Here is a 19160-nt window from a genome sequence, read left to right as displayed (position 1 = left end):
CGGGCGCACCTTCGTCAAACGCATCTCCTGCTGCCTGGTCTACGAGGTGCCCTCCTGCGAAATGTGCACGAGCTGCCCCAAACGACCCGCCGCGGAACGCGAGGCCATGCTGGAAAAATTGGCTGCGGACAGCTGAACCGCCGCCGTACATTCGACGAGCGACCATCGACTTCGCACCGCCGCGAAACGACCACCTCGCGCACGGGAAGATCGCTGTATCGGTCGACTTGTCCACGGCCTCACCGCCGGTCGCCTAGGCGCACCCGGAGTCGCGGCGGGCCGAACAAGCCGGACGACGTGCACGGCGATGTGGCTGTGCCGATAGCATGGTCGCGCCGGGGCGCACTGCTGCCCTGACATGATCCGCGGGGACATCCCCGCACCCGAGAACTCCAAGGAGAGCGCTGCCGTGACCACCTCAGCCCGCACCAACCCTGCCCCCCGCGTCCGGGTGCCGGCCGGGACGACGGCGGGCGCCGCGGTGCGCGAGGCGGGCCTGCCGACCAAAGGGCCGGACACGATCGTCGTCGTCCGCGTCGACGGTGAGCTGAAGGACCTGTCCTGGACCCCGGACGTCGAGGTCGAGGTCGAGGCCGTCGCCGCCGACACCGAGGACGGCCGCAACGTCATCCGGCACTCCACCGCGCACGTGCTGGCCCAGGCGGTGCAGCAGGAGTTCCCCGACGCCAAGCTGGGCATCGGCCCCTTCATCAAGGACGGCTTCTACTACGACTTCCAGGTCGACAAGCCGTTCACCCCGGAGGACCTGACCAAGCTGGAATCCCGGATGAAGAAGATCATCAAAGGCGCGCAGCGGTTTTCGCGCCGGGTGGTCGAGGTCGAGGAGGCCCGCGTCGAACTGGCCAAGGAGCCGTTCAAGCTCGAGCTCATCGGCGACAAGTCCGGCATCGACGACCCGGAGGTCATGGAGGTCGGCGGTAAAGAGCTGACCATCTACGACAACCTGGACCCGCGCACCGGTGAGCGCGTCTGGGCCGACCTGTGCCGCGGCCCGCACATCCCGACCACCAAGTTCATCCCCGCGTTCAAGCTGACCCGCAGCTCGGCCGCCTACTGGCGCGGCGATCAGAGCCGCGAGGATCTGCAGCGCGTCTACGGCACCGCCTGGGAGTCCCAGGAGGCGCTCGACGCGCACATGCACCTGCTCGCCGAGGCGGAGCGCCGCGACCACCGCAAGCTCGGCCTGGAGCTGGACCTGTTCAGCTTCCCGGACGAGCTCGGCTCCGGGCTGCCGGTGTTCCATCCCAAGGGCGGCATCATCCGCAAGGAGATGGAGGACTACTCCCGCCAGCGCCATGTCGAGGCGGGCTACGAGTTCGTCAACACCCCGCACATCACCAAGGGGCACCTGTTCGAGGTCTCCAAGCACCTCGACTGGTACGCCGACGGAATGTTCCCGGCCATGCACCTGGACGCGGAGTACAACGAGGACGGCACCGTCCGCAAGCCCGGCCAGGACTACTACGTCAAGCCGATGAACTGCCCGATGCACAACCTGATCTTCCGGTCGCGCGGCCGGTCGTACCGGGAGCTGCCGCTGCGCATGTTCGAGTTCGGCTCGGTGTACCGCTACGAGAAGTCCGGCGTGATCCACGGCCTGACCCGCGTGCGCGGCATGACCCAGGACGACTCGCACATCTACTGCACCCAGGAGCAGGTGACCGAGGAGCTCACCAGCATCCTGAAGTTCGTCCTCGACCTGCTCAAGGACTACGGCCTCGACGACTACTACCTCGAGCTGTCGACCAAGGACCCGAAGAAGTACGTCGGCTCCGACGAGCTGTGGGAGCAGGCGACCGAGACCCTCGCGACCGTCGCCAAGGCCTCCGGCCTGGAGCTGGTGCCGGATCCGGGCGGCGCCGCCTTCTACGGGCCGAAGATTTCGGTGCAGACCAAGGACGCGCTCGGCCGCAGCTGGCAGATGTCGACCATCCAGCTGGACTTCTTCGAGCCGGAACTGTTCGAGCTCGAGTACACCGCCTCCGACGGCACCAAGAAGCGGCCGGTGATGATCCACCGCGCGCTGTTCGGCTCGATCGAGCGGTTCTTCGGCGTGCTCACCGAGCACTACGCGGGCGCCTTCCCGGCCTGGCTGGCGCCGGTGCAGGTGGTCGGCATCCCGGTCGCGGATACCTTTGTGCCGCACCTGGATCGGGTGATCGAGCGGCTGCAGGACGCGGGCGTGCGCGCGCAGGTCGACCGCAGCGACGACCGGATGCAGAAGAAGATCTTCAACAACACCGCGCAGAAGGTGCCGTTCATGCTGCTCGCGGGCGAGCGGGACGTCAACGCCGACGCGGTGAGCTTCCGTTTCCGCGACGGCACCCAGGTCAACGGCGTGCCGGTCGGGGAGGCGGTGGCCACCATTGTGGAATGGATCGCGAATCGGGAGAACGCGTCGCCGACCGCGGCGGGCTTCGAGATCAAGGGTCACGCATGAGTGAACGCACCGCGCCGGACGGACTGAGCGAGTTGAACGACGCCGCGGAGCAGGGCAGCATCGTCGACCGCGGCGCGGGGGAACCCGATCGGCTGCAACGACTCTGGACGCCGTACCGGATGTCCTACATCGCCGAGGCCGCCACCTCCGACCCGGCATCGACCGGGCATCCGTTCACCGACATCCCGAAGATGTCCGACGAGGACGGTCTGGTCATCGCGCGCGGCGAGCTGGTCTACGCGGTGCTGAATCTCTACCCGTACAACCCCGGTCACATGATGGTCGTGCCCTACCGCAAGGTGGCCAACCTCGAAGACCTCACGGTGGACGAGAGCGTCGAGCTCATGGCGTTCACCCAGCAGGCCATCCGCGTGATGAAGCGGGTCTCGCGGCCGCACGGGTTCAATGTCGGCCTGAATCTCGGTGGCGTGGCCGGCGGTTCGCTGGCCGACCACCTGCACCAGCACATCGTCCCGCGCTGGGGCGGCGACGCCAACTTCATCACCGTGGTCGGTGGCGCGAAGGTGATGCCGCAGCTGCTACGCGAGACGAGGGCGCTGCTGGCGGCGGCCTGGAAAGAGGCGTAGATGTGTTGAGCTTCTTCGGCCGCGACACGTTCGCCAAAGCGACTGCGCCGCTGGGCAAGGCACTGGTGAGCACCGGGCTCACCCCGGACGCGGTGACGCTCATCGGCACCACCGCCTCGATCGCCGCCGCGGTCACCCTGTTCCCGACCGGACATCTGTTCTGGGGGACCATGGTGATCTGGTTGTTCGTCATGTTCGACATGCTCGACGGCGCGATGGCGAGGGCGCGCGGGGGCGGCACGAAGTACGGCGCCGTGCTCGACGCGACCTGCGACCGGATGGCCGACGGCGCCGTCTTCGGCGGTCTGGCCTGGTGGGCGGTGTATCACGAGCATCATCGGCCGCTGTTCGCCGCGACGCTGGTGGTGCTGGTGACCTCCCAGGTGATCTCCTACGCGAAGGCGCGGGCCGAGGCCAGCGGGCTGTCGGCCGACGGCGGGATCATCGAGCGGCCGGATCGGCTCATCATCGTGCTGGTCGGCGCCGGGTTCACCGGGATCGGCGGATACTGGGGCCTGGACTGGCTGACGTACGCGGTGCACGTCTCGATGTGGATCCTGGCCGTGCTGAGCGTGGTCACGGTCTTCCAGCGGGTACTCGCGGTGCGCAGGTCGCCGGGCGCGCGCGACGTGATCCCGCTGGGCGGAAAGCCCGAAAACCCTACGGCGGGAACGGCGAACGCGACGGAGCTGCCGACGTGAGACCGCCGTGGCGGTGCGGCGTGGTGCGGAAAACGGGGGTTATGGCATGAGCAGTGTCGCGGAGCGGTTGAGCGACGCCGGATACGCGGCGGGCTGGCGGCTGGTGCGGGCGCTGCCCGAGGCGACGGCGCGGCGGCTGTTCGACGCGGGCGCGGATCGCGTCGCGCGCAAGGCCGATCGCGCGTTCCGGGCCGGTGGCGCGCCGAACCAGTTGCGGCGCAACCTCGCTCGCGTGATCGGCGGCTCGCCGTCGGACGTGCCGGACGAACTCATCCAGGCGAGCGTCCGTTCCTACGCGCGCTACTGGCGCGAGGCGTTCCGGCTGCCGTCGATGGACCACGCGGCCATCGGACAGCTCACGGTGGAAGGCACGTCGTACCTGGAGGCCGGTCTGGCCGAGGGGCGCGGCGTGATCCTGGTCCTGCCGCACTCGGGGAACTGGGACATGGCGGGGGTGTGGCTGGTGCAGAACCACGGCCCCTTCGCGACCGTCAACGAACGTTTGAAGCCGGAGTCGCTGTTCAAGCGGTTCGTCGCCTACCGGGAGAGCCTCGGGTTCGAGGTGTTCCCCCTGACCGGCGGCGAGCAGCCGCCGTTCGTCCAGCTGGCGAACCGGCTGCGCGAGAACAAGGTGATCTGTTTGATGGGGGAGCGCGACCTCACCGGCCGCGGCGTGCCGGTCACGTTCTTCGGCGAGCGCACCTGGCTGCCCGCGGGCGCCGCCAAGTTGGCCATCGAGACCGGGGCGGCGCTGCTGCCGGTGCATACTTGGTTCACCGCGGACGGCGAAGAGGGCTGGGGCATGAAGGTCGAAGCGCCGGTAGACGTTTCGAGTGGCGTCGCGGCCGCCACCCAACTGGTCGCGGATCGGTTCGCGGCGAATATTGCCGAGCACCCCGCGGATTGGCACATGCTGCAACCGATGTGGGAGGGCGACCTGTCCGACGCGCGGCGCGAACGCATCGCGGCGGCGCAGGCCGGGCCCGGCGGTTCGAGCGCGGCGGCGAGCGCGGAAGGCGCCCCATGAAGATCGGCATGGTCTGTCCCTACTCGTTCGACGTTCCCGGCGGCGTGCAGGCGCACGTGGTCGAGCTGGCACGGGTTTTCATCGAACGCGGGCATCGAGTGAGCGTGCTCGCGCCCGCCTCGGAGGACACGCCGCTGCCCGACTTCGTGGTGTCGGCCGGGCGCGCGGTCGCGATCCCCTACAACGGATCGGTCGCGCGGCTGTCCTTCGGGCCCATGGCCTACACCAGGATTCGGCGCTGGATCGACGGCAACGACTTCGACGTGCTGCACATCCACGAGCCCAACGCGCCGAGCCTGTCCATGCTCGCCCTCAAGATCGCCGAGGGGCCGATCGTCGCCACCTTCCACACCTCGACCACGAAGTCGTTGGTGCTCAGCACCTTTCAGGGGGTGCTGCGGCCCTATCACGAGAAGATCAGCGGCCGGATCGCGGTCTCGGAGCTGGCCCGGCGCTGGCAGGTCGAGGCGCTCGGCTCCGACGCGGTGGAGATCCCCAACGGCGTCGACGTGCCCGCGTTCGCGCGGGCGCCCATGCTGCCCGGCTATCCGCGCCCGGGGCGGACCGTGCTGTTCCTCGGCCGCTACGACGAGCCGCGCAAGGGCATGGAGGTGCTGCTCGGCGCGCTGCCCGAACTGGTGCGCAAGCACAAGGATCTGGAGATCCTGATCGTCGGGCGCGGCGACGAGGACCGGCTGCGCCGCGAGGCGGGCCCGCTCGCCGGGCATCTGCGCTTCCTCGGGCAGGTGTCGGACGCGGAGAAGGCCTCGGCCATGCGCAGCGCGGACGTCTACGTCGCGCCCAATCTCGGCGGCGAGAGCTTCGGCATCATCCTGATCGAGGCGATGGCCGCCGGAACCGCCGTGGTGGCAAGCGAATTGGACGCTTTCCGCCGGGTGCTGCGCGACGGAGCCGCCGGACTTCTTGTGCCGGTGGGTGATTCGGCGGCGCTCGCCGAGGCGATCCATCGGATACTTACCGACGACGAACGCCGGGCCGAACTCGTCGACACCGCGACCCAGGTGGTCGGCGAGTACGACTGGCCCGTGGTGGCCGAGCAGATCCTGCGGGTGTACGAGACCGTCACCGTCGGCGACACCAGGGTGCGGGCCGCCGGATGATCACCTTCTCCGCGACGACGGTGCTCGTCCTCGCGCTGATCGCCGCGGTCGTCGTCGCGATCGGCCTCTGGGCCTACTCCACCGCCAACCGGCTCGACCGGTTGCACGTGCGCTCCGACCAGTCCTGGCAGGCGCTCGACGCGGCGCTGGCCCGCCGGGCCGTGGTGGCCAGATCGGTCGCCGGGGCCATCGCCGGGCCGCCGGCCGATCCGGCGCTCACCGAACAAGCCAAAGCCCTTGCCGCGCTGGCGGATCGGGCCGAACGCGCCGGACGCGCCGAGCGCGAGACCGTGGAGAACCAGCTTTCCGGCGCGCTGTCCACGATCGACATCGAGAACCTGCGCCCGCAGCTGGTCGCCGAGCTGGCCGACGCCGAGGCGCGGGTGCTCATCGCCCGCCGCTTCCACAACGACGCCGTGCGCGACACCCTCGCCTTGCGCACCCGGCGCTCCGTGCGCCTGCTGCACCTCGGCGGCACCGCGCCGCTGCCCACCTACTTCGAGATCACCGAGCGGGCCACCCCCGCCGCGTCCACCGGGCTCACGGTCGACACCACCCGCACCACCGCGCGCATCGTCCTGTTCGACGACGTCGGCCGGACCCTGCTGATGCGCGGCAACGACCCGAAGACCCCCGACGTGTCGTTCTGGTTCACCGTCGGCGGCGTGGTGGACCCGGACGAGACGCTGCGCGACGCCGCCGTGCGCGAACTCTACGACGAAACCGGGTACAAGGCCGACCCCGACAGCCTCTGCGGCCCGATCTGGCGGCGCGTCGCCGTCTTCCCCTTCGACGGCGACCTCATCCGCTCCGAGGAGCTCTTCTTCGCCCTGCGCGTCCCCGCCTACGAACCCCAGGCCGCCAACCCCGCCGCCATCGAGCGCCGCTCCATCACCGGCAACAAGTGGTGCACCGCCGAGGACATCGTCCGCCTCGACAGCTCCGGCGAGACTGTCTACCCCTACAACCTCGACCAACTCCTCCCCGAAGCCGCGGCCGCCGCCTCCGGCCAAGCCCACCCCGAAGTCCGCTCCATCCGCTGACGCTCGAGATCGCAATCCCCGAATATCGATGGATTGCCGGACTTTTCGAGCCGGGTCTAGCGTGGGGTTCCATGGGGGATCCGCTCGAAGTACATCAGAGCAAGCTGCGCGCCACCGCGACCTGGCTGGAACAGTCGGCCCACGAATTCGCCGACGACGTGGACAGTCACATGCGCAAGGTGCACGAGTTCGTCGGGGGTGAGTGGCGCGGTGACGCGGCGAAATCGCACCAGAGTCCCTGGGACGATTGGGAGGAGGGGGCCCGGCGCATCATCGGTTCGTTCATCACCGACGCCGGCCTCCTGCGCGACGCCGCCGCCACCTACGTGAGAACCGATGGTGGATCGGCGGATTCGATCGGGCGCGGGGGCCGGGCATGACCGACTATCGCGTCAACGTGCCCGAGTTGGGGCGGCTGATCGATAAGTCCGCCGAACTGGAGAAGAAGATCGAGGAGCGCGTCGCGGCCATCGAGAAACGCATCGATGACCTGCACGTCGACTGGAGCGGTACCGGGGCGGCCGGTCACCGGCGAGCCCACAACGAGCGCGTCGCGGCGGTCGCCGAGATGCGTGCCGCCCTGCGAACCCTGCACGACAAGCTGCGCACCGCGCACGAGGCCTACGGCTGGGTCGGGCCCGCCAACCACGGGATGTGGCCGTGAGCGTCCCGATCATTCTGTGCAAGGCGAAGGAATATCATTCCGCCGGTGAGGCTTTCGGGGATTGCGCGACCGAGTCCGGCAGCGTGCACTCCGGGCTGGTCGGGGTGCTCACCGCCAACGCGGGCATGGCGGGCAGCGACAGCACCGGTGAAGACTGGGCGAGGCCTTACGACGAGGCCGCGAAACTGGCGATCGCCACCTCGTCGCAGTTGGTGACCGCCTTCGGTCAGGTTCGGGAACTGGTGGTCAACGGGGCCTACAACCACGAGGTCGCCGAGGCGAAGGCGAACCACAAGGAAGTTCCGCCACCGCCCAAGCCCGCGCCGACGCCACCGGCGAACCTCTCCCAGGAGGTGCCCTCGGCGCAGGGCCACGGGATTCCGGAGCCGTTCGGCTGGTCGATCATCAAGGACATCGTCGGCGCGCTGTGGCCCAACGGTGATCAGGACAAGTTGCGGGCCGCCGGAACGGCGTGGCACATCGCCGCCGGCGACTTCCACACCATCGCCGGCGAGGCGTCACAGGGCATCACCCTGCTCAGCAAGCAGAAATCCGTCGAGATCGAGACCGCGGTTCAAACAAGCAAGGACCGTCAGAGCGATCTCAACGACCTCGGCGACGCGTGCCAATCGCTCGGCGACGCCTGCAACGAATACGCCAACCACCTCGACGAAGCCCACAAGAAAATCATCGAGGAACTCGCCGAATTCGCCGCCGAAGCCGTCGCCGGCGAGGTGATCTTCGCCATCCTCGCCCCCTTCACCGCCGGCATCTCCGAAGCAGTCGGCAATTCCGCCTTGGCCGCCCGCATCGCCATGAAGGCCCGCCGCGTAGCGACCATCATCGGCGAACTCGCCACCAAAATCGGCACCCTGATCGGCCGCGCGGTAAGACCGCTGATCGAAAAGTTGAAACCCCTGTTCGAGAAGGTGCGGCAGTGGGTGGAGGCGGCCAAGACGAAGTTGGGGAAGACCAAGGAGCCGGGCGGCAAAGAACCGGAGCACTGGCCTAAGGGTAAGGGCAAAGATTCTTTCGAGGCGCTATCGGAGGAAGAGCAACGCAGGCTGAAACAAGAGCTTATGACAGACTCGAACAAGGCCTTCCCGCTCAGTGAAGCCAACGCCGAGAAGATTCTTCGTAGCGGACCGCCCGGAACGAAGGCGGAGGTGGCGGGCCCGGGTGGCGCAGGGGCGGATGTCAAATTCGTCGACGAAGCCGGCAATGTAGTCGCCAGGACCGAATCCAAGGCCATCAATGGTGGGCCGAACTCGTTCAACAAGGAACTGAGCCACGCGAGCAAGCAGGTTGAATACGAAGGACAGGTCCACGTGCAGGTACCGGAAGGAACCAAGGTCGAGGAATGGATGCACAAGTTCCAGGGCAGCCGCAACGATCAACAGCTCGGCAAATACAGCAAGGTGGATGTGGTATTCTCCGATCCGGCTGGGAACGTGCTCGGCAAGTACAATGCCGGTACCCGTATCCCGCGTTAGGTGCAGTGCGGTTGATTGAATCTAGGAAAGGTTAGGGGGATTCGTGAGCGAATCGGCCTATCTCGTGTGTCGCCCACGGGAAGTGATGCTTCCGTTGGGCAAGCCGATACGTCGGGGCGACGGCGCCATCGATCATTTCAATCTGGCTGAAAACGCTCGCAATTCAGCGGACGCGCGGCTCAATAAGGTAGTGTGGAAGTTTCTTGCCGACTGTGCAGGTCATCCGATCGAAATCAAGTCCAGCTATGATGCCGACTTCGAATCGGTAGCCGCCTTCAAAGAAATCGGCGGAGACGAGATCGGCGAAGTCGGCTTCGATGAATACGTCGCCGATTGGGCAGGATGAGCCGACGTGTGAATTCGCCGGGAGCTTCGTGCTACCAGGCGGAATCGGTCGTTGAGCCGCGGCGGTCGCACTGGATGGTGTAGCTCTCAGTATCGGAGAAGTGCGGTGCGGGGTCGGGACTCGTAACTTTTGTGCGCTCGGGTGAGTTGGGGGGTGCGGTGGAGGCGGGGATGGGTTGGGGGAGGGGAAGGTCGGGGATTTCGGCGGCGAGGTCGGTCAGGTTGGGGAGGCGCTCGCTTCGGATCTGCAAGGGGGCGAGGAGTTCTCGGGTTTTGCGGGACATTTCGGCCGCCGCTTGCTGGCCCGCTTCGGTGATGGCGGCAGCGAGTTCGGGTAGCGAAAGGTCCTCTGCCCTCGGTCCGAATCGTGTTTCGATGATGATGTTGTCGGCGTTGACGGTGACTTCGACTCGCTTGCCGCGCGCCGTGGCGGTGGCCATGAGTTCCGCGCGCTCGGCGACCAGGGACGCGGCGAGGCGCATCTGTTCGCGCGCCTCGATGAGGAGGTCCGTCGAGCGTGCGTCGAGATGTTCGTTCATTGTGTCAGCCCCCAGTGCGTGCGGCATTTGTCCGAATTTGTTGTCGCCGAACGTTATTCGTAGTTTAGCGGGGGAGTCGGGTGGCGTCTCGGCTCTGGGCGGACGGTCGGATCTCTCGGGGGTGTCTGGGTGGTGGAGCTGTGATCTGCTTCACGTTCGGGTACGGTCGCGACTGGATCGGCGCCGCGGTGGGTAGTGCTTTTCGGAGGGCACTCGGGCTTCGGTGCCGCGGTCCCGGCTGGTGGCGGGAAATGTTCGGCGTGCGGAGGTATGTGGATGTCTTATCTGTTGTTCGAGTTTCTGCTGCCGATTCTCGGGCCTGCCGCGGCGGAGTATTGGGCTTCGATATTCGTCGTGGGGCCGCTCTGAGAGGTCGGGGTTGCATCCTGTAGTCAGGTACGGGCTTATCGTCGAAGGATGACGATTTCGCCAGGTCGGGATGGTTGGGTGACTGCCTCTTGCACCCTGCCGACTGCCGAGCAGCCGATACGTGTTGCCGAGTTCGATCAGTTCTTCGCGGGCTTCGCGCGCGCCGTTCACCGGCCCGATCCCGGGCGGCTCGAGGTGGTCGTGGACCCGGTTGCCGAACCCCTGGCACGGGAGTTGGCCACGCGTGAAAGTAGTTGCTGTTCGTTCTTCACCTTCGACTTCGCCACTGCCGTTGAAGGATTGGTGATGGGCGTCGGAGTACCGCCTGCCTACGCCGGTGTTCTCGCTGCCTTCGCCGCTCGCGCAGAGTCGGCGATCGGGGTCGGCCGATGAGCGGGTTGCGCACGAGCCAGTTGGCCGCCGCGGCGGGGGTGAACGTGCAGACCCTTCGGTACTACGAGCGACGCGGGCTGCTCGCGGAGCCGGAGCGGACGCTGGGCGGACACCGGCTGTATCCGGAAGGTTCGGTGACGGTGTTGCGGGTGATCAAGGCCGCTCAGCGGCTCGGATTCACCTTGGCGGAGGTCGCGGAACTGCTGGCAGGCGCCCGGGTGGTCTCGAGGCGTCGGGCGGATGCGGGCTTGCGGGCGCGGGTCGCGGACAAGCTGGCCGAAGTCGACACGAAACTCGCCGAACTCGCCGCGGTGCGCGACACGTTGGCATCCGCGCTGGCGGCCGGTTGCGAAGACCTGCTTGCCTGCAGCGAAAGCCCTTCCTGCCCTGTCTCTTTCGATATCGCCGCACATGGTGCTAGTCGATCGGACGGTCGAGCCATCGGCCCTCTGCCATAACGGTGCGTTCGGTGAACTCGTGGAACCCGTTCCACACTTGTATGCGTTGCGGAACGAGTTGGATGTAGATGAAACCTGGCATGCTGCGTGGGTCGTGCGACACCTGGGCGTATCGGTCGGCGGCGGCGGGGTCGATCGCATCAACGGGTATGAAGGATGCTGCGGCATCGATCATGATCAGATCGGCGGTGTCGCCGATAGCGACTCTCGCTCGTGGAATTGTTCGGAGGTTGGCCACGGTGCGACTGCGCTCGAACGTGGCCGTGGTGAGGGCGTTCGTGTTCCAGATGTAGGCGACGGGGATGAGGTGCGGGCCGTCGTTCTTTCCCGCGGTGGCCAGCCACATTTGATGGCTGGTTCCGAGTCGGTCCAGCGCGTCCGCGCGCCGCTGCTCGAGGCTGCGCGGGAGGGGCAGCGGCACGGGTTCGGTGGTTGAGTTGTCTACGGTCATCGGTTGCCTTTGTCGAGTATGGCCGCGAAGCGCGGTGGGTAGGTGGGCTGGCGTGCACGCGCTCGGCCAGGCTTTGAAAGATCGAGCGGCGGGTGCGGTCACCGAGGACACTCCATCCGCCGCATTGGTAAGTTATAACTAACGGTTAGTTTCCACTTACCGACCAGACCTGTCAAGGGACCTTTGTCGGTCAGGCGATCGCAGATCGTCTGACTCGGCTCACGGACCGCTTGGAGACGGGCTCAACTCGGCATCTGCGCGCGTTGGAAACCCGTGCCAGCCAAGTGATCTGGGCGGCCAACCGTCGCGGTGTTACACAACGGCGGGCTACGTCGTCTTCACGATGACACTGTCGGAGTCGGGTAGGGAGCACTGAATGGCCGTTTCGCTGCAGAGACCATCAGAAGTTCGTGGCGGCGGTTCCGAGGCGATCAGGGACGAGTCGTCGCGGTCGTTGACCGACAACGACTGGCAAACCCATCGTGCCGCGGTGTACGGGGTGGCCTATCGAATCCTCGGAACTGTCGCCGAGGCCGAGGACGTGACCCAGGAGGTCTGGTTGCGCGTCGCGACCGCTGATATATCCGCGGTACGAGATCTGCGGGCCTGGCTGGTGACCTTGTCCGCGCGAACCTCCTACAACGTGCTGAAATCCGCTCGCGTGCGGCGCGAGTCCTATGTCGGGGCGTGGCTTCCCGAGCCGCTGCTGACCGGACCCGATTCCTCGGTCCCAGTGCTGATGGACGAGTCGGTGAGCACCGCGATGTTGGTCATCATGGAAACGCTCGCCCCGGCCGAGCGCGTCGCGCTGGTACTGCACGACGTGTTCGACTTTCCGTTCAGCCGCGTCGCCGATGTGCTGGGCAGCACCCCGGCCGCCAGCCGCAAGCTCGCCTCTCGTGCGCGAGCGCGGATCGCACGAGCCGAACCCCCGCCTCTGGCGTCGCGGGCCGTGACCGAAGGCATGCTCAGAGCATTCAAAGCGGCCGCCGAGGCGGGAGACATGGCACGGCTCATCGAATTGTTGCATCCCGAAGCCGTCTATCTGGCCGACGGTGGCGGCAAGGTGACCGCCGCGCGCAGGCCGGTCCGTGGCGCGGAGCCGATCGCACTGCTGATGATCAGGCAGACGCGGATCCGACGCCCGGACGCGTTCCGGATCATCGAGGTGAACGGGCAGCCCGCTCTGGCGACTTATCGTGCGGGCGAGCTGGTTTGGCTCGACACCATCGACATCGTCGACGGCCGGATCATGACAATGCGGCGACTGGTCAATCCCGACAAACTCGCCCACATCGGTCACATCTGAATCCGCTGTCTTGTCTCCCTGTCGCCACTTCCGCTGTGGGAGAGGCGATCCCGAGAGGAGGACGAACGAGATGGCACATGTGGTGATCATCGGCGGTGGTTTCGCGGGGGTGTGGAGCGCGGCCGGCGCCGCGTTGGCTCGCGCGGACGCGGACCTGCGCATCACGCTCATCTCACCGCATGAGCATCTGGTGCTGCGCCCACGCCTCTACGAGCCGAACCCGGACCTGGCGAAGGTGGCGCTCAGCCGGATCCTGCAGCCCATCGGCGTGGAGCACGCGCGAGCCTCGGTGAGCGCGATCGACACCGGTGCGCGTGCGGTGGTGGCCGGTGGGGCGAAGATCAATTACGACCGTCTGGTGCTGGCCGCGGGTAGTGAACTCATCCGCCCCTCGAGGCTGCCGGGTGCCGACCGGCTCTTCGATATCGACACCCTCGATGGAGCCCTTCGCCTCACCGACCATCTGCGCGACCGCGAGCAGTTCAGTGTCGTGGTCGTCGGCGCCGGGTTCGTCGGTCTCGAGGCCGCGACCGAATTGGCCGGGAGCGGCCGAGTGCTGCTGGTGGACGAGTCCCCGGTGATCGGTGCACAACTCGGTTCGGGCCCGCGCGCGGTCATCGAGGCCGCTCTGGACCAACTCGGCGTCGCACGCCGCCTGTCCACGACGGTCACCGAGGTCGGCGATGGATATGCCATCCTCTCCGACGGCTCCAGAGTCGAGGCCGACGCGGTGGTCTGGTCAGCTGGGATGAAAGCCAGTGCGCTGGCCCGGCATATCTCCGGCCGACTCGACCATCTCGGGCGGGTGCCGGTGGATCAGTGGTTGCGCGCGCTTCCGGAAGTGTTCGCCGCCGGAGACACCGCCGCGGCAGCCTTCGACACCGAGCACACCGTCATGCAGGCATGCCAGCACGCCACCCCGATGGGCAAGGTCGCCGGATACAACGCGGCCGCCGACCTGCTGGGCAAGCCGTTGCGCGAGTTCACCCCTGGCCCCTACGTCACCTGCCTGGACCTCGGCAACGCCGGCGCCGTCTTCACCCGCGACTGGGACCGCAAAGTAATGGCCTCGGGCAGCGACGGCAAAGAAATCAAACTGCGTATCAACCAGGCGATCCACCCACCCGTCGACAACGCCGAGACGATCCTCGCCGCCGCCGACCGCGTCTACATCGAACTCCCCTTCTTCCCCCGGCCATAAAGGCAAGCCGCGCCTGCCGGTTCGGTCAGCTCGACCAGCGGCAGAAGTGGGCGTTTCCGGATCGGGCAGTCAGGTCGGCCGGCGCGCCGCAAGGTATGCGGCGAGCTGTTCGACTGTGCTTTCGTAGAGTTCGCTCAATGTCCATCGATCCTCCAGGGCGTACACGCTTCTGGCCTCGGTTAACACGACGAACAGGTGTAGCGAGGAGATGTCGCCGATATCTTTGATCGGGCGTGTGACATCGATGGCCGCACGGTCTGCGCCGCATTCCTCGAGCTGATCCAACAGCCACTGAAGATCCTGATCGGGTGCTCGCTCTTGGCCGCTGGACGATTCAGTCGCGCTGATGTCGTCCAGCGCCAGGCGGGCCGCGGCGGCAAAGAGGTCGAGATTGCGCCGCATGTCGTATCTGAGGTAATCGATGACCTGCCCCGCCTCGACAACATAGACACGACCTGTGCGACCCAGATCAATACCCAGCGCACCGCTGCGACGGGCAGTGATCAGAGCCTCCAGCCACCGTCGGAAACCCGCTATGTCCTCCTCGACCCGCCGAGTCGGTCGCTCCATGGCCGCGGGCCCTTCGACGAGAACCCGGGCGCCGAACCCACGGACGTTGTCGGTGAGCGCGCGAGCCGCGGCGACCCGCTCAGCGAGCGGACCGAAATCGCTATCATCGGACTGGGCGAGCTCGGAGATCACGAGGAGCTCGTCGCGTGCCCGGGCACCCGACTCGAGAAAGTTCGCATACGCCTCGCGGCGCTTCTCGCGTCGCCACTGTTGTTCCTGCCCGGAAATCTGCTTCGTGGTTTGCTGCCGCGCCGACCAGCTAGTGATGACAGCTGCGGCGGCAGACCCCACCGCGGCCACCGACGAACCCGCAACGGCGATCCACGAGGCATCCACCCCTCGATCATCCTCCCTCGCACCGACTTCGGGACGGGGTCGGCGCCTTCCGCCGGTATCCGGCTCGTGTAGTCGGTACGGGGCGCGTTGGAAAACCCTGCCACCCAATCGATCTGGACTATCAACGTGCGCAGCGGTTATTCGAATTCGATATGGGTTCGGCGTAGCAGTACCGATCCCGAATCGGCATGCGCGTACGTGCAGGCGGCACAACTACTCTCTGTTCGACCGCTCGCGCAGCGGCATGTCAGTGCGTGCGGTGTGCTCGGTCCGGGCCGTCGCAAGTCGAGTCGCCATTCGCATAGGATGTGGTGGTGTCGCGTGTGCGCGCCGGGTGGACCGCGTCGGCATGGAGGCACCGCACTTCGGGAGGCAGCCATGGGTCCACTTCTGATTCCCTGCTGATGCTGAGCGCGCACCACGCTCGGGGTGCGCGATAACCGCTGCCACAGCACCTTTCACGCCTTCGCGCGTTCTCGCCGCCGGCGAGGGACGTCTCCCGTCTGCCTCCATTTCGCGAAAAGAGATCTGCATGTCCACCGATCCCCATCGAGCCCGAGCCCTGGGCCGTGAACTTATCGACACTCACCACTGGTTGCGTAGCGAACTTCGCCGCGTTACCCGCTTGCTGGACGAGTATCCGGCCACGACCCCGATCGGCCCCCTGCGGGACCTGCGCGCGCACTGCCTGTCCTTCTGCCAAGCCCTCACCGACCACCACACGAGCGAGGACGAGACCGCGTTTCCCGTTCTGGCGCAACGCTTCCCGGATCTGGGGCCGGTACTGACCGAACTCTCCGCCGACCACCATCTGGTCGCGGACATCCTGACCCGCATGACCACCGCGCTCGCCGATGTCAGCGTCGAGAATCTCGCGACGGTGCGAGGCGAGCTCGCGGGCCTCTCAGCCATCCTGGAATCCCACTTTCAGTGGGAGGAGCGACGCATCGCGGCCGCCTTGGACAAGTTGCCCACCATCGACTACACCGCAGCGCAGTTGTTCAGCCACAGACAATGATATCTCGATTGATGCGCTCGACATCGCATCGGCAATCGACGGATCCTGCCCTCGTCTGCCGAGTATCACGAGCACGCCAGGAGTCCACCAGCGTGCACTGACCGGTCTACACGAGAATCGTTTCGACGAGCATCCTTACCGGCATGGACACATGGGGCACCACCGTAGGGCGAATACGGCGGAACATATCGGACATGGAGCCGATACCGAATGTTCTGCGCGGCATCCGATCTGGGATACAGCACGCTCGCGCAGCGGCATCATCGTGCGTCGCCGGTGTTCGGGTTGTGGAGGTGCTGACCGAGGAAGAGTGCGGCACGGTCCAAGGCTTGGTCGGCTTCCTCGAGTATGCCGTTGAAGGCCTGGAACACGTGGGGTACGTCGGCGGTGATGTCGAGGATGACGTCCACCTCGGCTGCGCGTGCGCGGGCCGCCAGGCGGGTCGCGTCGTCGAGCAGCATTTCGTTGGTGCCGGCCTGCAGGAGTATCGGCGGGAAGCCGCGGAGATCGGCGTAGACCGCCGGGCTGAGCAGCGGCTGGTGGGGATCCTGCCCGGCGAGGTACATGGCGCCGGTGCGCGCGAGGCCCTCGCGGGTGAACACCGGGTCGATGCCGGCCTTGGTGTCGATGCTTTCGCCGTTACGAGTCGCGTCGAGACCCGGGGAGAACGCCGCGATCGCGGCGGGCAGGGGCAGACCCGCGTCGCGGGCGGCGAGGCATGTGGTGATGGTCAGGCCGCCGCCGGCGGAATCGCCGGCGAACACGATGGCCGAGGGATCCTCGCCGCTGTCGAGCAGGGCGCGGTAGGCGTTGAGGGTGTCCTCGATCGCGGCGGGGAAGGGGTGTTCGGGCGCCAGCCGGTAGTCCAGGGAAAGGGCGCGGAATCCGGTGCGGGTCACCAGGTTAGCGGTCAGCGACATCGCTGTTTCGGGGGAGCCGTAGACCCAGCCGCCGCCGTGGAAGTACAGGATCGTCCCGGGGCGCGGGGGTGTGGCTGGTTCGACGAGTACCGCGGGGCGGGTACCGAGTGTCGTGCTGCGGGTGCGTATCTCGGCCGGCACGTTCATCTGGGCCATCAGCGCTCGGAATCCCGCGCGGATCTGTTCGACCGATGGGGTCTCGGCGGACTGTGGCTGACGTAGCAGTGCGTCGATCTTTGCACGTTGCTCCCTGCTCATCATGCAACCTTCCTCGGAAGTATCTTCCGGTAAACTATCTTCCATGGAATATACATCGGCGGACGCAGTCGTCAACCTGCCGAACTTGTTCTCCGACCTCGTCCGATGCGAGACGCGGCTGTACAACGCGCTCACCGAGAGCCTTCGCGCGCAGCACGGGATCGTGACCTCGCAGTTCGAATCCCTGCGCTTCCTGCGCGATCACCCGGGGGCCAGGGTGATCGATCTCGCGACGGAATTCGCCGCGGGCGTCGGGGCGATGAGCAAAGGCGTCGACCGGTTGGAGCGGCAGGGGTGGGTGGCGCGGCAACCCAATCCGGCGGACCGGCGCTCGTCGGTGCTGACGCTGACGGATGACGGTGTGCGTCTGGTCGAGGCAGCTGAAGAGACCTTCACCCGGAAGCTGGCCGAGCTACTCGGCAACAGTGTGCCGGACGCTTCGCTATCGGTTGTCGCACAAGCATTTTCGCGGTTGCGCGCTGCGCTCGAGCACGACCGGATCGGCTTGCCCGCAGGCTGACCGGCATGGTCGCCGACCTGCGCTCGACAGCCGGTTTGTCGGGCTGTCTGCCGATCCGAGGCACAGTGAAGCAACGCTGCGTCGGCATGATGCCCATCGCTGTGATGCTCTACATTCGGCAATACCGCGCATCGCCTGCCCCCGCTCAACCGGGCCGTCCGAGCGTTCCATCGGCTCGGTTGAAGAGCACTTCGGGCATCACTGAACGAAACTTCGAACATCGACAGCTGGACCGGCGTTCCGCCGGAGCCCCGTGTTCGGGAACTCGTTCGGTCAGAGGGTGCGGCCGAGGGCTTGCTAGGGGTGGTAGGTGCGAATCCCGGGTGTGCTGGTGGGGTTTGGGCGAGAATCGGTCCGGTGACCGGGAGGATGCGCCGGATCGGCGCGCGTGCCAGCGGGTTTCCCAGGTCGGTGTCGCGGTGGTCGGGCCGGATGCGGTTGTCGACCGCGGTCGCGTTGGCGGTGCTGGCCGGGGTGGTGCTCGCGGCGGTGGCGGAGTGGGTGTTGTTCGTGGCGTTTCATCCGCAGCGGGGCGGGACGTCGGTGGATGTCACGAAGCTGGCGTTGACTGTGGTCGGCGGGGTAGGTGGTGTGGTGGCGCTGGTGATCGCCTACCGACGCCAGCGCGATGTGGAGCAGGGTCGGTTCGTCGAGCGGTTCGGCGCGGCGGCCGCGCAACTGGGTGCGACCGATGTCGCGGTGCGGATCGCGGGGGTCTACGCGATGGCCGGCGTCGCCGACGAATCCGACGGATTACGCCGCCAGCAGTGCATCGACGTGCTGTGCGGGTATCTTCGCCTGCCCTACGACCCCGAGCACGGCAGCAGCGGGCGCACCAAACGTATCGTCACCACCCCCTCCGCCCGCACCGCCGAGAATCTGGATCCGGGCAAGGTCGAAGAGCACCAGGAATACCGCCAAAACGACCGCGAGGTCCGAGCCACCATCGTGCGCGTCATCGCCTCCCGTCTCCGGCCCGCTGCCGAATATGATTGGTCCGCAAGAGATTTCGACTTCCGCACTGCTTACTTGGAGGACGCCGACTTCTCCGGCACCACATTCCTGGGTGCAGCTCGGTTCGACCACGCAACGTTCTCCGGCGACGCCCGGTTCGACGGCGCGACCTTCTCCGGCGCCGAGTTCGCCAACGCCACCTTCTCCCGTGCCGCCGGGTTCGCCACCGCGACCTTTTCAGGCGACGCCGGTTTCGACCACGCGAGTTTCTCCGGCGACGCCGAGTTCGTCGGCGCCACCTTCTTGCGCGCTGCCAGGTTCAGCCACGCGAGTTTCTCCGGCGGCGCCGAGTTCGTCCGTGCCTCCTTCTCCCTCGGTGCCGAGTTCGTCGACGCGTCCTTCTCCGGCACTGCCGAGTTCGT

Annotated in this window: 22 protein-coding genes; 18 read left to right on the top strand and 4 right to left on the bottom strand. The window is 66.8% G+C overall.

Annotation, left to right across the window (positions count from 1 at the left end; all coding sequences use genetic code 11):
• The first annotated feature begins 22 nt into the window (after nucleotides 1-22).
• The 11 genes from ON39_RS51490 to ON39_RS20420 all read left to right on the top strand — a co-directional run bounded on the left by ON39_RS51490 (nucleotide 23) and on the right by ON39_RS20420 (nucleotide 9443).
• A complete protein-coding gene (locus ON39_RS51490; RefSeq protein WP_373283711.1) occupies nucleotides 23-136 on the top strand; it encodes a (2Fe-2S)-binding protein in 114 nt (37 codons plus the stop codon).
• Nucleotides 137-409: 273 nt separating this feature from the next.
• Complete coding sequence (thrS, locus tag ON39_RS20465; protein WP_040736697.1) at nucleotides 410-2461, top strand: threonine--tRNA ligase; 2052 nt, start codon at nucleotides 410-412, stop codon at nucleotides 2459-2461.
• Nucleotides 2458-3048, top strand: a complete 591-nt coding sequence (locus tag ON39_RS20460; RefSeq protein WP_040736682.1) for an ATP adenylyltransferase — start codon at nucleotides 2458-2460, stop codon at nucleotides 3046-3048. The genes thrS and ON39_RS20460 overlap by 4 nt, the downstream gene beginning before the upstream one ends.
• 2 nt (nucleotides 3049-3050) lie before the next feature.
• Complete coding sequence (gene pgsA / locus ON39_RS20455; RefSeq protein ID WP_040736680.1) at nucleotides 3051-3749, top strand: phosphatidylinositol phosphate synthase; 699 nt, start codon at nucleotides 3051-3053, stop codon at nucleotides 3747-3749.
• A 46-nt stretch (nucleotides 3750-3795) separates the two neighbouring features.
• Nucleotides 3796-4776, top strand: a complete 981-nt coding sequence (locus ON39_RS20450) for a phosphatidylinositol mannoside acyltransferase (protein ID WP_040736678.1) — start codon at nucleotides 3796-3798, stop codon at nucleotides 4774-4776.
• The gene (locus ON39_RS20445; protein ID WP_040736676.1) at nucleotides 4773-5897 is read left to right on the top strand and encodes a glycosyltransferase family 4 protein; all 1125 of its coding nucleotides are present in this window, start codon (nucleotides 4773-4775) and stop codon (nucleotides 5895-5897) included. The genes ON39_RS20450 and ON39_RS20445 overlap by 4 nt, the downstream gene beginning before the upstream one ends.
• Complete coding sequence (locus ON39_RS20440) at nucleotides 5897-6940, top strand: NUDIX hydrolase (RefSeq protein WP_040736695.1); 1044 nt, start codon at nucleotides 5897-5899, stop codon at nucleotides 6938-6940. Before ON39_RS20445 ends, ON39_RS20440 begins: the two co-directional genes overlap by 1 nt.
• A gap of 71 nt (nucleotides 6941-7011) precedes the next feature.
• A complete protein-coding gene (locus ON39_RS20435; protein WP_040736675.1) occupies nucleotides 7012-7320 on the top strand; it encodes a WXG100 family type VII secretion target in 309 nt (102 codons plus the stop codon).
• Nucleotides 7317-7604: a WXG100 family type VII secretion target gene (locus tag ON39_RS20430; RefSeq protein WP_040736673.1), complete on the top strand. Its 288-nt coding sequence runs from the start codon at nucleotides 7317-7319 to the stop codon at nucleotides 7602-7604. Before ON39_RS20435 ends, ON39_RS20430 begins: the two co-directional genes overlap by 4 nt.
• Nucleotides 7601-9097, top strand: coding sequence for a WXG100-like domain-containing protein (locus ON39_RS46015; RefSeq protein WP_146251366.1), 1497 nt, complete (start codon nucleotides 7601-7603; stop codon nucleotides 9095-9097). The genes ON39_RS20430 and ON39_RS46015 overlap by 4 nt, the downstream gene beginning before the upstream one ends.
• Nucleotides 9098-9140: 43 nt before the next feature.
• Complete coding sequence (locus ON39_RS20420; RefSeq protein ID WP_146251367.1) at nucleotides 9141-9443, top strand: hypothetical protein; 303 nt, start codon at nucleotides 9141-9143, stop codon at nucleotides 9441-9443.
• A 31-nt stretch (nucleotides 9444-9474) separates the two neighbouring features.
• Here the strand turns inward: ON39_RS20420 and ON39_RS20415 are convergent, their stop codons facing one another.
• Nucleotides 9475-9981, bottom strand: a complete 507-nt coding sequence (locus tag ON39_RS20415; protein ID WP_040736670.1) for a YbaB/EbfC family nucleoid-associated protein — start codon at nucleotides 9979-9981, stop codon at nucleotides 9475-9477.
• Between the two features lie 417 nt (nucleotides 9982-10398).
• Here ON39_RS20415 and ON39_RS20410 point away from each other — a divergent pair, with 417 nt between their 5' ends.
• Both ON39_RS20410 and ON39_RS20405 read left to right on the top strand, forming a co-directional pair.
• Complete coding sequence (locus ON39_RS20410; protein ID WP_040736668.1) at nucleotides 10399-10743, top strand: hypothetical protein; 345 nt, start codon at nucleotides 10399-10401, stop codon at nucleotides 10741-10743.
• Nucleotides 10740-11201 carry a MerR family transcriptional regulator gene (locus tag ON39_RS20405; RefSeq protein ID WP_040736666.1) on the top strand — a complete coding sequence of 154 codons (462 nt, stop codon included), beginning with the start codon at nucleotides 10740-10742 and terminating at the stop codon, nucleotides 11199-11201. The genes ON39_RS20410 and ON39_RS20405 overlap by 4 nt, the downstream gene beginning before the upstream one ends.
• Here the strand turns inward: ON39_RS20405 and ON39_RS20400 are convergent.
• A complete protein-coding gene (locus tag ON39_RS20400) occupies nucleotides 11161-11652 on the bottom strand; it encodes a pyridoxamine 5'-phosphate oxidase family protein (protein WP_051186844.1) in 492 nt (163 codons plus the stop codon). The two genes, ON39_RS20405 and ON39_RS20400, sit on opposite strands and share 41 nt — an antisense overlap.
• A gap of 454 nt (nucleotides 11653-12106) precedes the next feature.
• Between ON39_RS20400 and sigJ the strand changes: the two genes are divergently transcribed.
• The gene (gene sigJ / locus ON39_RS20395; RefSeq protein WP_246003198.1) at nucleotides 12107-12961 is read left to right on the top strand and encodes an RNA polymerase sigma factor SigJ; all 855 of its coding nucleotides are present in this window, start codon (nucleotides 12107-12109) and stop codon (nucleotides 12959-12961) included.
• Nucleotides 12962-13031: 70 nt separating this feature from the next.
• Nucleotides 13032-14162: an NAD(P)/FAD-dependent oxidoreductase gene (locus tag ON39_RS20390; protein ID WP_040736665.1), complete on the top strand. Its 1131-nt coding sequence runs from the start codon at nucleotides 13032-13034 to the stop codon at nucleotides 14160-14162.
• Between the two features lie 69 nt (nucleotides 14163-14231).
• Here ON39_RS20390 and ON39_RS20385 read toward each other — a convergent pair whose 3' ends face one another.
• Nucleotides 14232-15068, bottom strand: coding sequence for a hypothetical protein (locus ON39_RS20385; RefSeq protein ID WP_040736664.1), 837 nt, complete (start codon nucleotides 15066-15068; stop codon nucleotides 14232-14234).
• A 532-nt stretch (nucleotides 15069-15600) separates the two neighbouring features.
• Between ON39_RS20385 and ON39_RS20380 the strand changes: the two genes are divergently transcribed.
• A complete protein-coding gene (locus tag ON39_RS20380; RefSeq protein WP_040736662.1) occupies nucleotides 15601-16086 on the top strand; it encodes a hemerythrin domain-containing protein in 486 nt (161 codons plus the stop codon).
• A gap of 260 nt (nucleotides 16087-16346) precedes the next feature.
• On the opposite strand, the gene ON39_RS20375 is transcribed toward ON39_RS20380, so the two are convergent.
• The gene (locus ON39_RS20375) at nucleotides 16347-17267 is read right to left on the bottom strand and encodes an alpha/beta hydrolase (protein WP_218006175.1); all 921 of its coding nucleotides are present in this window, start codon (nucleotides 17265-17267) and stop codon (nucleotides 16347-16349) included.
• Here ON39_RS20375 and ON39_RS20370 point away from each other — a divergent pair.
• The gene (locus ON39_RS20370; RefSeq protein WP_211336491.1) at nucleotides 17266-17784 is read left to right on the top strand and encodes a MarR family winged helix-turn-helix transcriptional regulator; all 519 of its coding nucleotides are present in this window, start codon (nucleotides 17266-17268) and stop codon (nucleotides 17782-17784) included. The two genes, ON39_RS20375 and ON39_RS20370, sit on opposite strands and share 2 nt — an antisense overlap.
• Nucleotides 17785-18141: 357 nt before the next feature.
• Nucleotides 18142-19160: pentapeptide repeat-containing protein (locus ON39_RS20365; RefSeq protein ID WP_157195498.1), on the top strand; the 1019-nt coding region annotated here is incomplete at its 3' end.

The sequence above is a fragment of the Nocardia tenerifensis NBRC 101015 genome (genome assembly GCF_000308715.1).
GTDB classification, from domain to species: Bacteria; Actinomycetota; Actinomycetes; order Mycobacteriales; family Mycobacteriaceae; genus Nocardia; species Nocardia tenerifensis.
The sequence above is the reverse complement of the archived record's forward strand: the minus strand, read 5'-3'. Positions and strand labels throughout refer to the sequence as shown.